Below are 13,435 nucleotides of genomic sequence, written 5' to 3' on the forward strand. Positions count from 1 at the left end.
CCACCCGGCAGCCGTCGCGGAAGCCGTCCTGGCCGGCGCCGCGGAAGTACGCCGGGTCCTGGCGCACCTCGTCGGGCAGGTCGACGACGTCCGGCAGGCCCAGTTCCTCGCCCTGGTAGACGTAGGCCGAGCCGGGCAGCGCGAGCATCAGCAGGGTCGCGGCGCGGGCCCGGCGCAGGCCCAGTGCGCGGTCGCCGGCCAGGCGGATCTGGGTGCCGAGGCCGGCCGGGTTGGCGAAGCGGGTGGAGTGCCGGGTGACGTCGTGGTTGGACAGGACCCAGGTGGCGGGGGCGCCGACGGGGCGCATGGCGTCGAGCGTCCGGTCGATGACCGCGCGCAGTTCCTCGGCGTCCCAGTGGGTGCCCAGGTACTGGAAGTTGAACGCCTGGTGCAGTTCGTCGGGGCGCACGTAGTGGGCGGTGCGCTCGACGGTCGGGGTCCACGCCTCGGCGACGAAGATGCGCTCCCCGCTGTACTCGTCGAGGATGCGCCGCCACTGGCGGTAGATCTCGTGCACGCCGTCCTGGTCGAAGAACGGCATGACATCGTTGCCCAGCAGCTTCAACTGCTCGTGGGAGCCGAGGTCGGGCAGGCCCTCGGCCTTCACCAGGCCGTGGGCGACGTCGATGCGGAAGCCGTCCACGCCCATGTCCAGCCAGAACCGCAGGATGGAGCGGAACTCGTCGCCGACGGCCGGGTGCTCCCAGTTGAAGTCGGGCTGCTCGGGGGCGAACAGGTGCAGGTACCACTCCCCCGGCGTGCCGTCGGGCTCGGTGACGCGGGTCCAGGCGGGGCCGCCGAAGATGGACTCCCAGTCGTTGGGCGGCAGTTCGCCGTTCTTCCCCTTGCCGGGGCGGAAGTGGTAGCGGTCCCGCGCCGGGGAGCCGGGGCCCTCGGCCAGCGCGCGCCTGAACCACTCGTACTGGTCGGAGGAGTGGTTGGGCACCAGGTCGACGATGATGCGCAGGCCCAGCGCGTGGGCGTCGCGGATCAGCGCGTCGGCGTCCAGGAGGGTGCCGAACATGGGGTCGACGGCCCGGTAGTCGGCGACGTCGTAACCGGCGTCGGCCTGCGGGGAGGCGTAGAAGGGGCTGAGCCACACGGCGTCCACACCCAGGTCGCGCAGGTAGGGCAGGCGGGTGCGGACACCCTCCAGGTCGCCCATGCCGTCGCCGTTGCTGTCGGCGAAACTGCGCGGGTACACCTGGTAGATGACCGCGTCCCGCCACCAGTCGTGGCGCCCTGCGACGGTGGCGACGGCGGAGGTGGGGGCCGGTGCGGCGGAGTGCTGCTGGCTCATGTCGTCCTTGGTACGTAGCGGAACGGAGTGGAGGCGTGGGCGGGGGGGGAGGCGGCCGGCCGCGGTGCAGCGGGGTCGGATGGGCACCGCGGCCGGACGTTTTCCGGGCAGGGCGGTGATCAGCCCTTCGTGCCGCCCGCGGTGAGGCCGGTCACGAGGTTCTTCTGCACGAGGTAGAAGAACGCGGAGACGGGTATCGCGACGAGCACGGCGGTGGCCGCCATCAGGTTGCGCTGCGCGTCGTGCTCGCTGACGAAGCTCTGCAGTCCGACGGCGAAGGTGTACTTCGTGTCGCTCAGCATGAACGTCGAGGCGAAGGCGACCTCTCCGAAGGCCGTGATGAAGCTGTAGAAGCCGGCCACCGCGAGGCCCGGCCGGGCCAGCGGCAGGATCAGCCGGAAGAAGGTGCCGAACGGGGACAGCCCGTCCACGCGTCCGGCCTCGTCGATCTCGAAGGGGATGGTGTCGAAGTAGCCCTTGAGCAGCCAGGCGCAGTACGGCACGGCGGTGGAGCAGTAGACGAGGACCAGCCCGAAGTAGTTGTCGATGAGCTGGAGCTTCGACAGGATCTGGTACATCGGCACGATCAGGACCGCGATGGGGAACATCTGGGTGACCAGCAGGACCCACATGAGCTTCTTGTAGCCCGGGAAGCGCATCCGCGAGACCGCGTAGCCGGTCGTCGCGGCGACCATCACGCCGATGACGGTGGTGCCCAGCGAGACGATCAGCGAACTCTTCAGCCAGTCGAAGAAGTTGGTGTCCTGGAGCACGAACGCGTAGTTGTCGAAGGTCATCTTCGACCAGATGCGTCCGGGGTGCAGGTAGTCGTCCTTGTCCGGGCCGAGGGACAGGTAGACCAGCCAGGCGACCGGGAAGAGCGCCACCAGGCTCGCGACGGTCAGGACGCCGTGGGAGGCGAGGGAGGCGGCGCGGCTGCGTTCGCCGCGGCGGCGCACCTTGCGCGGCGGCGCGGTGGGCGCGGTGACTCGCTCGGCGGGCGCCTTGGTGGGTGCGGTGCTTGTACTCATGGCGGCTCCTGCCTCAGTTCGCGAGCTGCTGCTCATTGCGGTTCAGCCAGCGGCGGTAGAAGGAGGTGAAGACGATCAGGATGGCCAGCAGCAGGATGCCGTAGGCCGCGGACTGCGCGAAGTCGCGCGGCTGCTGCCCGAAGCCGAGCTGGTACGCCCAGGTGACGAGGATCTGCGCGTCGGGGGCGGTGTTGCCGAACAGCAGGAAGATCACGGCGAACTGGTTGAAGGTCCAGATGATGCCGAGCAGGACGACGGTGGAGCTGACGGTCCTGAGGCCGGGCAGGGTGACGTAGCGGAAGCGCTGCCAGGCGTTGGCGCCGTCCATCTCGGAGGCCTCGTAGAGGCTGTTGTCGATGGACTGCAGGCCGCCGAGGAGCGAGACCATCATGAACGGCACACCGCACCAGGTGTTGACCATGATCGCGGAGAACCGCTGCCAGAAGGTGTCCTCCAGCCAGGCGGGGGTCGGCAGGTGCAGCCAGTCCAGGGCGGTGTTGATGATGCCGGCGTCGGCGAGCATGAAGCGCCAGCCGAAGACGGTGACGAAGGTGGGCACGGCCCAGGGCAGGACCAGGATCAGCCGGTAGAGGGTGCGGCCGCGCAGCTTCTGGTTGAGCAGCAGGGCGAGCCCGAGGCCGATGAAGAAGTGCAGGCCGACGCAGACGGCCGTCCACACGATGGTCCAGATGAAGTGCGACCAGAAGCGGTCGTAGGCCGTCGGGCCCCACAGGATGTCGGCGTAGTTGTCCAGGCCGACGAACTTGTAGGTGGCCTCGATCTCGTTGACGCCGATGGTGCGCGCGCTGTTGAGGCTGTTGGCGTCGGTGAGGGTGAGGTAGAGGCCGTAGCCCAGCGGGTACAGCACGAGGACGCCGATCACGACGGCCACCGGCGCGATCATGGCGTAGGCGTACCAGTGCTTCTGGTAGCCGTCTTTCAGACGCCGGCCCAGGCCGGGCCGCGGGGTGCGGTCACCGCGGCGCTTGCCGGTCGCGCGGTCGATGGCGACTGTCATGGTTCGACACCTTCGGGAGCATGGGGAAGATCAGAACGTCGGGCGTGCGGCGCACGGCCGGTGGCCGCCGGGCCCCTCCCCTCCGGTGGGGGCCCGGCGGCCACGCGGACTCACTTGCTGAAGTCCGGCACCAGCTTGGCGATCGCGGTCTCGACGTCGCCCAGTCCGTCGTCCAGGGACTTCTTGCCGCCGGCGATCTGGGGCAGCGCGTCGTCCAGCGGCGTCCACAGGGAGCTGTACTCGGGCAGCGCCGGCCGCGGCTGGGCGGCGGGCAGGACCGTCTGGAAGCCCGCGATGCCCGGGTCGGTCTTGACCTGGCCGGTGTAGGCGTCGTCGCGGGTCGGCAGCGTGGAGTTCTTCAGGGCGACGGTCTCCTGGGACTTCGCCGAGGTCATGAACTTCACGAGCTTGAGCGCCGCCTCCTGGTGGGCCTTGTCCGAGCCGGCGTAGACCGACAGGTTGTGGCCGCCGGTCGGGGCGCCCGCCTTGCCGGTGGAGCCGGCCGGGACGGTGGCGATGCCGAGGTTGTTCTTGTCCTTGAAGGCCGAGCCCTTGTAGAAGTTGGTGATCTCCCACGGGCCCTGGATGATCGAGGCGACCTTGCCGCTGACGAACGCCTCCTGGATGTGGGCGTAGGCGTCCGCGGTGGTGTCGGCCTTGTGCAGGCCCTTGCCGTTGAAGAGGCTCAGCCAGGTGCCGTAGGCCTTCTTGGCCTCGGGCGAGTTGACGGTGACCTTCTTGGCGTCGGCGTCGACCGTGTCGGTGCCCTCGCCGTAGAGGAACGGCTGCGCGTAGTAGCCGGCCGTGGAGGCCCAGTAGCCGTCGACTCCGGTCTTGTCCTTGATGGTGGCTGCGGCCTTCTTCAGGTCGTCCCAGGTCTTGGGGGCCTCGACGCCGGCCTTCTCGAAGAGTTCCTTGTTGTAGACGAAGGCGAGGGTGTCGGTGACCAGCGGCACGCCGTAGGTCTTGCCCTCGTACTTGGCCTGCTCGATCAGGTTGGGCTGGAACTTGTCCTGCTCGGCGAGGGCCTCGGTGCCGTCCAGCGGCAGGAAGAAGCCCTTCTTGGCGAAGGCGGGCGTCCAGCCGACCTCGGAACGCAGCACGTCGGGCGCGCCCTTGGAGCCTGCGGCGGTGTCGAACTTGTTCTGCGCCTGGTCGAAGGGGACGTTGACGAAGTTGACCTTGATGTCCTTGTTGGCCGCCTCGAACTCCTTGACCAGGGCCTTGTAGGTCGGCGCCTCGTTGGTCGCGTTGGAGGTGTCCCAGTATGTGATGGTGACCGGTCCGCCCGACTCGCTGTCGCTGTCGCCGTCCCCGCCGCACGCCGTCGCCGCCAGAGCGAGGGACGCCACCAGCGCGGTGGCCGCTATGCCACGCCGCATGAGTTCTCCTTGAGGGTGAAAAGCCCGTGTGGTGCAGGGTGCGGGCCCGTCCGCCGCTCCTGCCACTGTCGGCCGCGTCGTTGCCGCCGCCGAGCGACGTGAACGTAACAGCGTGGAAAGCTTCGCGAAAGGTCTTGCAGCAAAAATGTGCAAGAGATCTCCGAAGTTATCCGGGCGTGACCTCCTGGCGACCGTCATGAGACGCTTGTTTACGGGGCCCGAGCGGTATCGGGCGGGTTGTGCAAGACTCTGCAAGCTCTTGCCGCCACTTTCTCGAGGGAGCGCGATGACGCAGCAGCCCGCGCCGGGCCGTCCGACGGGCCGTCCAACAGGCCGCCGACGGCGCCCGATCGGTGTGCAAGGAGGCGGCCGACAGGTACAGTCCACCCCTGTGACCACACGGCTTGCCGACATCGCCGCCCAGGCGGGAGTGAGCGAAGCGACCGTCAGCCGCGTCCTCAACGGGAAGCCGGGCGTCGCCGCCACCACCCGCCAGTCCGTGCTCGCCGCCCTCGACGTGCTGGGCTACGAGCGCCCCGTGCGGCTGCGGCAGCGCAGCGAGGGCCTGGTCGGCCTGATCACCCCGGAGCTGGAGAACCCGATATTCCCGGCGCTGGCCCAGGTCATCGGCCAGGCACTGACCCGCCAGGGCTACACGCCGGTCCTCGCCACCCAGACGCCGGGCGGCTCCACGGAGGACGAGCTGACCGAGATGCTGGTCGACCGCGGGGTCGCCGGCATCATCTACGTCTCCGGACTGCACGCCGACACCACCGCCGACATGCAGCGCTACGAGCGGCTGCGCGCGCAGGGCGTGCCGTTCGTCCTCGTCGACGGCTTCTCCTCGCAGGTGCAGGCGCCGTTCATCTCCCCCGACGACCGGGCCGCGATGAGCCTCGCGGTCACCCACCTCGTCTCGCTCGGCCACACCAGGATCGGGCTGGCCCTCGGGCCGAAGCGGTTCGTGCCGGTGCAGCGCAAGATCGAGGGGTTCGTGCGCGCCGTCCAGGAGCAGTTGGGCCTGAGCGCCGAGACCGTGGAGAAGGAGCTGGTCCAGCACTCCCTGTACACCCTGGAGGGCGGTCAGGCGGCGGCCGCCGCGCTCATCGGGCGGGACTGCACGGCGGTGGTCTGCGCCAGCGACATGATGGCGCTGGGCGCGATACGCGCGGCGCGGCAGCAGGGCCTGGACGTGCCCAAGGACATCTCGGTCGTCGGCTTCGACGACTCGCCGCTGATCGCCTTCACCGACCCGCCCCTGACGACGGTCCGCAAGCCGGTCCCGGCGATGGGGCAGGCGGCGGTGCGCACCCTGCTGGAGGAGGTCGGCGGGACCCCCGCGCCGCACAGCGAGTTCGTCTTCATGCCGGAGCTGGTGGTGCGCGGCTCGACGGCGTCGGCACCGGGCGAGCGGCCCCGCCCCTGACGCTCCTCGGGGTGCCGGATCCGGGCCGGATGCGGGTCGGACCGACCTGGGGGATGATCGGTGGAAGAAGGCTTTTCTGGCAGACTTCATGCCTATGGGTGACGCGACCGTGAGGACTGGGGAACGCCTCGAGGACGGCGTTCCACACCCCGTCACCGGGACGACGGGGAAGGGACTCCTGCGCCGGCTGCGCACCCCGCGCCGGCCCCGCCTCTGGTTCGAGATCCTGCTGATCGCGCTCAGTTACTGGACGTACTCCCTGGTCCGCAACGCGGTGCCGGAGCAGCGGACGGCGGCACTGCGCAACGCCGACTGGATCTGGCGCGTCGAGCAGCAGCTCGGCATCGCCGTCGAGGAGAGCGTCAACCACGCCGTGAACTCGGTGACCTGGCTGGTCGTGGGCATGAACTACTACTACGCCACGCTGCACTTCGTGGTGACGCTCGGTGTCCTGGTGTGGCTCTTCCGCAGCCATCCCGGCCGGTACGCGGCGACCCGGCTGGTCCTCTTCGCGACGACCGGTGTGGCCCTGGCCGGCTACTACCTGTATCCGCTCGCCCCGCCCCGTCTGATGAACGGCGGGCACTTCGTCGACACGGTGATGGTCCACGAGACGTGGGGGTCGATGGCGTCCGGGGACCTGAAGAACATGTCCAACCAGTACGCCGCGATGCCGTCGATGCACATCGGGTGGTCGGTGTGGTGCGGGCTGACGATCTTCGCCCTGGCGTCGGTGCCGTGGGTGCGGGTGCTGGGGCTGGTGTATCCGGTGCTGACGCTGGTGGTGATCGTGGCGACGGCGAACCACTTCTGGCTGGACGCGGTGGGGGGTGTGCTGTGCCTGGCGTTCGGCTACGCGGTCGCCGCCGCGTGGTACGGGCGGCTGCCGTACGCGCTGCCCCGTCTCGTGCCGGCCGCCGCGCGGCGGAAGGCGTGGTCGCCGGGGCGGGCGTAGCCCGCGGCCGCGGGGCGGGCGTGCCCGCGGCCGGGTGACGTCACGCGTAGAACAGCTCCTCCACCACCGTCCGTGCCCGGCGGGCCGTGCGGCGGTACTCGTCGAGCATGTCGCCCGCGTGGCCCGAGCCGTGGCCGAGGTAGCGGCCGACGGCCGCCAGTTCCCGCGGGTCCGTCGGGAAGGTGTCCCCGGCCCGTCCCCGCACCAGCATCACCGCGTTGCGCACCCGCGTCGCCAGCACCCATGCCTCGTCGAGGATCTCGGCGTGCTCGGCCGACACGAACCCGGCGTCGCGGGCGGCGGCCAGCGCCGTGCGCGTCCCGGTGGTCCGCAGCCCGGCGACCTCGTGCCCGTGCCGCAGCTGGAGCAACTGCACGGTCCACTCCACGTCGGAGAGCCCGCCCGGCCCCAGTTTCGCGTGCAGCTTGGGGTCGGCACCGCGCGGCAGCCGCTCGGACTCCATGCGGGCCTTCAGCCGCCGGATCTCCCGCACGGCGTCCTCGGTGAGCCCGCCCGCCGGGTAGCGCAGGGGGTCGACCAGCTCGACGAAGCGCCGCCCCAGGTCCTCGTCCCCGGCGACGAACCCGGCCCGCAGCAGGGCGTGCGACTCCCACCCCAGCGACCAGCGCCGGTAGTACGCCTCGTACGACTTCAGGGTCCGCACCAGCGGCCCGGACCTGCCCTCGGGCCGCAGGTCGGCGTCGATCAGCAGCGGCGGGTCGGCACTGGGCACCTGGAGCAGGCGCCGCATCTCGGAGACGACCTTGTTGGCGGCGTCGCCCGCCTCCCGCTCGTCCACCCCGTCGCGGGGCTCGTGCACGAAGAGCACGTCCGCGTCGGAGCCGTAGCCCAGCTCGCGTCCGCCGAAGCGGCCCATGCCGATGATCGCGAAGCGGGTCGGCAGGACGTCGCCCCACTGGTCCCGCACGACCGCCCGCAGCGTCCCCGCCAGCGTCGCCGCCGTCAGGTCGGACACCGCGCCGCCGACCAGGTCCACCAGGGCGCCCTGGTCGGCCTCGACGGGCTGGGCCTCGGTGCCGTAGGAGCCGACGATGTCGGCGGCGGCCGTGCGGAACAGCTCCCGGCGCCGTACGCCGCGCACCGCGGTGACGGCCTGTACGGCGTCGTCGGCGCGGCGGACCGCGGCGAGGGTCTCCTGCTCCAGGGCGGCCCGGCCGCGCGGCCGCAGCCCCCCGGCGACGCCGTCGCCGAGCAGCGCGACGGCCTCCGGGGCCCGCATCAGCAGGTCGGGGGCGAGCCGCCCGGCGGACAGGACGCGGGCGAGGTTCTCGGCGGCGGCGCCCTCGTCGCGCAGCAGCCTGAGGTACCAGGGGGTGGTGCCGAGCGCGTCGGAGACCTTGCGGAAGTTGAGCAGCCCGGTGTCCGGGTCGGCGGAGTCGGCGAACCAGCCGAGCAGCACGGGCAGCAGGGTGCGCTGGATCGCCGCCTTGCGGGTGACGCCGGACGCCAGCGCCTCCAGGTGCCGCAGCGCCGCCGCCGGGTCGGCGTACCCGAGGGCCACCAGGCGCTCCCGGGCGGCCTCGGGGCTCAGCCGGGCCTCGCCGGGCGCGAGCTGGGCGACGGCGTCGAGCAGCGGCCGGTAGAACAGCTTCTCGTGCAGGCGGCGCACGACGGAGGCGTGCCGCTTCCACGCGCGCAGCAGCCCGCTCACCGGGTCGGTGCGCAGGCCCAGCGAGCGGCCGAGGCGGCGCAGGTCGGCCTCGTCCTCGGGCACGAGGTGGGTGCGGCGCAGCCGGTGGAGCTGGATGCGGTGCTCCATGGAGCGCAGGAAGCGGTACGCCTCCTCGAGCTGGGCGGCGTCGGTCCGGCCGACGTAGCCGCCCGCGGCGAGGGCCTCCAGCGCGTCCAGGGTCGTGCCGCTGTGCAGGGAGGTGTCGGCCCGCCCGTGCACGAGCTGGAGGAGCTGCACGGCGAACTCGACGTCCCTGAGGCCGCCGGGGCCGAGCTTGAGCTGCCGGTCGACCTCGGCGACGGGGATGGTCTCCACCACCCGGCGGCGCATCTTCTGCACGTCCGGGACGAAGTTCTCGCGGTCGGCGGCCTGCCAGACCAGGGGCTGGAGGGCGGCGACGTACTCGGCGCCGAGCCCGGGGTCGCCGGCCACCGGGCGGGCCTTGAGCAGCGCCTGGAACTCCCAGGTCTTGGCCCAGCGCTGGTAGTAGGCGACGTGGCTGCTGAGGGTGCGCACCAGCGGGCCGTTGCGGCCCTCGGGGCGCAGGTTGGCGTCGACGGGCCAGATGGAGCCCTCGACGGTCGTCTCGGAGCAGATCCGCATCATGTGCGAGGCGAGCGAGGTGGCGGACCGCAGCGCCTTGGTCTCGTCGGCGTCGGGGCCGGGGTCCGCCGGCTCGCCCACGAAGATCACGTCGACGTCGGAGACGTAGTTCAGTTCGTGTCCGCCGCACTTGCCCATCGCGATCACCGCGAGCCGGCACCGCGCCGCGTCCTCGGGTGCCGCCGCCTCGGCGAGGGCCAGGGCGGCGCGCAGGGTGGCGGTGGCGAGGTCGGCCAGCTCGGCGGCGGTCTCGGCGACGTCGATGGTGCCGCACACGTCGCGGGCGGCGATGGACAGCAGGCAGCGCCGGTAGGCGACGCGCAGGGAGACCGGGTCGGTGGCCTCGGCGAGCCCCCGCTCGAACTCCTCGACCCCGCGGTGCAGGTCCCGCGGCTCGAACGTCACCAGGGCCTGCCAGTCCCCGGCGTGCCGGGCGAGGTGGTCGCCGAGCGCCTCGCTGGCGCCGAGCACCCCGAGGAGACGGTCGCGCAGCGGCTTGGCCGCTATCAGGGTGTCCAGCAGCTCCTGCCGGGCGGTGGGGCCGGGCTGCGCCTCCAGGAGCCGTACCAGGCCGTGCAGGGCCAGGTCGGGGTCGGCGGTGGCGCCCAGCGCCTCCAGCAGGACGGGGTCGGCGCGCAGCTCGGCCAGCTCGGCGCCGTCGAGGAGCCGTTCGGCGGCGGAGGGGTCGGTGAACCCGTGCCGCAGCAGCCGCGTGAAGGTGCTGCTCCTGCGTCCCGGCGCCGTCATCTCGGCCTCCTGTCGGACCGTGCGGGTCGTGGGTCCCGCGGGATCAAGGTCGTACGGGCTGAGCGTAACCGGGGAACGGGGCGCGGGCGCCGGGGCGTACCGCTCCGGCTCCTCCGGCGGCCCGCTTCGGTCGTGCGGGCGCGCCACCACGACCGGCACCCGGGCGGCAGGCCCCGCCCGGCCCGGTGCCCGCCCGGACGCCCGGTGCGGGTGCCTGGCCGGGCGCCCGGAGCGGCGGACGGGGCACGGCGCACGGCGCACGGAGCACAGGGGCACGGCGCACGGGGCACGGCCTCACGTCCGCGGCTTCGCGCCCCGCTCGGCCAGCAGGTCGGCCATCAGCCGGATCTCCGACTCCTGCGACTCCACCATGCCCCGGGCCAGCCGCTTCTCCACCCCGACCGTGCACCGCTCGACGCACCCCTCGGCCATGTGGACGCCGCCCTTGTGGTGCTCGGTCATGAGCTGGAGGTAGTAGACCTCGGCCTGCTTGCCGTTCAGCGTCCCGAGCTTGTCCATCTCGGCGTCGGTGGCCATCCCCGGCATCAGCGAGCCCTCACCGGCCGAGGGCGCGTCCCCCATGCCCATCCAGGTCATCGGCGGGTCGGACGACACCTTGGGCAGCGCCCACAGGTCGAGCCAGCCGATCAGCATGCCGCGCTGGTTGGCCTGGGTCTGCGCGATGTCGTACGCGAGCCGCCGCACCTCCTCGTCGTCGGTGCGGTCGCGGACGACGTACGACATCTCCACGGCCTGCTGGTGGTGGACCGACATGTCCCGGGCGAACCCGGCGTCCGCGGAGCCGGCGGCCGGCACCTCGCTTCCGCCGTCGTCCCCGGCGACCGCGTAGGTGATGCCGCCGGCCGCGACGAGCACCGCCGCCGCGGCCCCGACGGTCCACCCGGTCCGTTTCGGGGTCACTGGGACAGCCCGTTGGTGCACGCGGCCCCCGGCTCGGGGGTCTGCTCGCCCTGGACGAACTTCTCGAAGAACGCGTCCACGTTCGGGTCGTCGGCACCGGTCACCGTGCGCTGGTGCCCCCAGGCGGACAGCACGATCGGGTCCTTCTGCTTGTCGTCGGGACTCATCAGCGAGTACGGGGTCTTCTTGACCTTGGCGGCCAGCTTCTCGACGTCGGCCTCGGACGCCTGGTCGGTGTAGGTCACCCAGACGGCGCCGTGCTCCAGCGAGTGCACGGCGTTCTCGTTGTTCAGCGGCTTGGTGTACACGTCGCCGTTGCAGTTCATCCAGACCTGGTTGTGGTCGCCGCCGACGGGGGGTTCGACGGGGTAGGTCACCTTCTTGGTGACGTGGTCGCGGCCCAGGTCGCCGTCCCAGGTCCGCAGCCCGTCCGCGCCGGTGACGAACTTGCCGGAGGTCTTCGTCCCGTCGCCCTTCGACTCCATGCCGTCGGAGTCGTCCGACTGCGACCGTACGAGGACGACGCCGCCGACGACGAGACCGGCGACGACCACGGTGCTGAGCGCGATCGCGAGGAGCCTCCTGCGGCGGTCGCGGGCCTCCTCGGCACGCCGCATCTCGGCTATGCGGGCCTGGCGCGCCGTGCTGCTGCTCTTCTTGGCGGAACCCATGGGGTGCTGCCCTTCTGGGAAGGAATCTCGGGACGAAGGAGCGGTGAGGGTCCGCTGATCGTAAGGGGGCGGGGCCCGTCCTTCGTAGGGCGGGCACAGGATCTGTCGCGGCCGCGGCCCAGGAATGGCCCGATCGAACAGGTGGCCTCTACGCTGCGGTCACGGGGTGGGCCGGCCGAGACAGGTCGGCAACGCCTACGCAACGGCGCTGTGGTGTGATGCTCACGTGCCCGACCGCCTCCCGCCGTACCGGAGACAGGCGGCCTGACCAGCAAGGATGGGGAAGCGGAAGATGGACAAGCAGCAGGAGTTCGTGATCCGGACGCTGGAGGAGCGCGACATCCGGTTCGTACGCCTGTGGTTCACGGACGTACTGGGCTTCCTCAAGTCCGTCGCCGTGGCCCCGGCCGAGCTGGAGCAGGCCTTCGACGAGGGCATCGGTTTCGACGGCTCCGCGATCGAGGGCTTCGCCCGGGTCTACGAGTCCGACATGATCGCCAAGCCGGACCCGTCGACGTTCCAGGTCCTGCCCTGGCGCGCGGAGGCGCCCGGCACGGCCCGCATGTTCTGCGACATCCTCATGCCGGACGGCTCGCCGTCCTTCGCGGACCCCAGGTACGTGCTCAAGCGCGCCCTGGCCCGCACCTCCGACCTGGGCTTCACCTTCTACACGCACCCCGAGATCGAGTTCTTCCTGCTGAAGGACAAGCCGGTCGACGGCTCGGTGCCGACCCCCGCCGACAACTCCGGCTACTTCGACCACACCCCGCAGAACATCGGCATGGACTTCCGCCGCCAGGCGATCACGATGCTGGAGTCGATGGGCATCTCGGTGGAGTTCTCCCACCACGAGGGCGCCCCGGGCCAGCAGGAGATCGACCTGCGCTACGCGGACGCGCTCTCGACGGCCGACAACATCATGACGTTCCGCCTGGTCATGAAGCAGGTGGCGCTGGAGCAGGGCCTCCAGGCCACGTTCATGCCGAAGCCGTTCTCGGAGTACCCCGGCTCGGGCATGCACTCGCACCTGTCCCTCTTCGAGGGCGACCGCAACGCGTTCTACGAGTCCGGCGCCGAGTACCAGCTCTCCAAGGTCGGCCGCTCCTTCATCGCGGGCCTGCTGCGGCACGCGGCGGAGACGTCCGCGGTCACCAACCAGTGGGTGAACTCCTACAAGCGCATCTGGGGCGGCACGGAGCGCACGGCGGGCGCGGGCGGCGAGGCCCCCTCCTACATCTGCTGGGGCCACAACAACCGCTCGGCCCTGGTCCGCGTCCCGATGTACAAGCCCGGCAAGACCGGTTCGGCCCGCGTCGAGGTCCGCTCCATCGACTCCGGCGCCAACCCGTACCTCACCTACGCCGTCCTGCTGGCCGCCGGCCTCAAGGGCATCGAGGAGGGCTACGAACTCCCGCCGGGCGCCGAGGACGACGTCTGGGCGCTCTCCGACGCGGAACGCCGCGCCCTGGGCATCGAGCCCCTCCCCCAGAACCTGGGCGAGGCGCTGGCCCTGATGGAACGCAGCGACCTGGTCGCCGAGACCCTGGGCGAGCACGTGTTCGACTTCTTCCTGCGCAACAAGCGCCAGGAGTGGGAGGAGTACCGGTCCCAGGTCACGGCGTTCGAGCTGAAGAAGTCGCTGCCGGTGCTGTAACGGGACCGGGGGCGGCCCGACGGCCGCCCCCGTT

At 71.4% G+C, this 13,435-nt stretch carries 10 protein-coding genes; 3 read left to right on the top strand and 7 right to left on the bottom strand.

What is annotated here, in order from left to right; all coding sequences use genetic code 11:
• From Sdi02f_RS22055 to Sdi02f_RS22070, 4 genes are all read right to left on the bottom strand, one after another.
• Positions 1-1,300 (bottom strand): glycoside hydrolase family 13 protein (locus tag Sdi02f_RS22055; RefSeq protein ID WP_108933886.1); only part of this gene is annotated, 1,300 nt, incomplete at its 3' end.
• A gap of 119 nt (positions 1,301-1,419) precedes the next feature.
• A complete protein-coding gene (locus Sdi02f_RS22060) occupies positions 1,420-2,331 on the bottom strand; it encodes a sugar ABC transporter permease (RefSeq protein ID WP_030403961.1) in 912 nt (303 codons plus the stop codon).
• 13 nt (positions 2,332-2,344) lie between these two features.
• Positions 2,345-3,349: a carbohydrate ABC transporter permease gene (locus Sdi02f_RS22065; protein ID WP_030403962.1), complete on the bottom strand. Its 1,005-nt coding sequence runs from the start codon at positions 3,347-3,349 to the stop codon at positions 2,345-2,347.
• Between the two features lie 110 nt (positions 3,350-3,459).
• Positions 3,460-4,731, bottom strand: coding sequence for an extracellular solute-binding protein (locus Sdi02f_RS22070; protein WP_030403963.1), 1,272 nt, complete (start codon positions 4,729-4,731; stop codon positions 3,460-3,462).
• Positions 4,732-5,122: 391 nt separating this feature from the next.
• Here Sdi02f_RS22070 and Sdi02f_RS22075 point away from each other — a divergent pair, with 391 nt between their 5' ends.
• A complete protein-coding gene (locus Sdi02f_RS22075; RefSeq protein ID WP_030403964.1) occupies positions 5,123-6,157 on the top strand; it encodes a LacI family DNA-binding transcriptional regulator in 1,035 nt (344 codons plus the stop codon).
• 94 nt (positions 6,158-6,251) lie between these two features.
• Positions 6,252-7,112 (top strand): phosphatase PAP2 family protein, encoded by an 861-nt coding sequence (locus tag Sdi02f_RS22080; protein WP_037799966.1) that lies wholly within the window; start codon positions 6,252-6,254, stop codon positions 7,110-7,112.
• Positions 7,113-7,152: 40 nt separating this feature from the next.
• Here Sdi02f_RS22080 and Sdi02f_RS22085 read toward each other — a convergent pair whose 3' ends face one another.
• The 3 genes from Sdi02f_RS22085 to Sdi02f_RS22095 all read right to left on the bottom strand — a co-directional run bounded on the left by Sdi02f_RS22085 (position 7,153) and on the right by Sdi02f_RS22095 (position 11,747).
• Positions 7,153-10,155, bottom strand: coding sequence for a bifunctional [glutamine synthetase] adenylyltransferase/[glutamine synthetase]-adenylyl-L-tyrosine phosphorylase (locus tag Sdi02f_RS22085; RefSeq protein WP_030403966.1), 3,003 nt, complete (start codon positions 10,153-10,155; stop codon positions 7,153-7,155).
• 294 nt (positions 10,156-10,449) lie between these two features.
• Entirely contained in the window at positions 10,450-11,076 is a 627-nt protein-coding gene (locus tag Sdi02f_RS22090) for a DUF305 domain-containing protein (protein ID WP_031087254.1), read from the bottom strand.
• Positions 11,073-11,747 (bottom strand): thioredoxin-like domain-containing protein, encoded by a 675-nt coding sequence (locus Sdi02f_RS22095; RefSeq protein ID WP_030403968.1) that lies wholly within the window; start codon positions 11,745-11,747, stop codon positions 11,073-11,075. Before Sdi02f_RS22095 ends, Sdi02f_RS22090 begins: the two co-directional genes overlap by 4 nt.
• Before the next feature lie 292 nt (positions 11,748-12,039).
• Between Sdi02f_RS22095 and glnA2 the strand changes: the two genes are divergently transcribed.
• Positions 12,040-13,401 carry a gamma-glutamylpolyamine synthetase GlnA2 gene (gene glnA2 / locus Sdi02f_RS22100; RefSeq protein ID WP_030403969.1) on the top strand — a complete coding sequence of 454 codons (1,362 nt, stop codon included), beginning with the start codon at positions 12,040-12,042 and terminating at the stop codon, positions 13,399-13,401.
• The last annotated feature ends 34 nt before the right edge of the window (positions 13,402-13,435 follow it).

The organism is Streptomyces ardesiacus (assembly GCF_003112575.1).
GTDB lineage: Bacteria > Actinomycetota > Actinomycetes > Streptomycetales > Streptomycetaceae > Streptomyces > Streptomyces ardesiacus.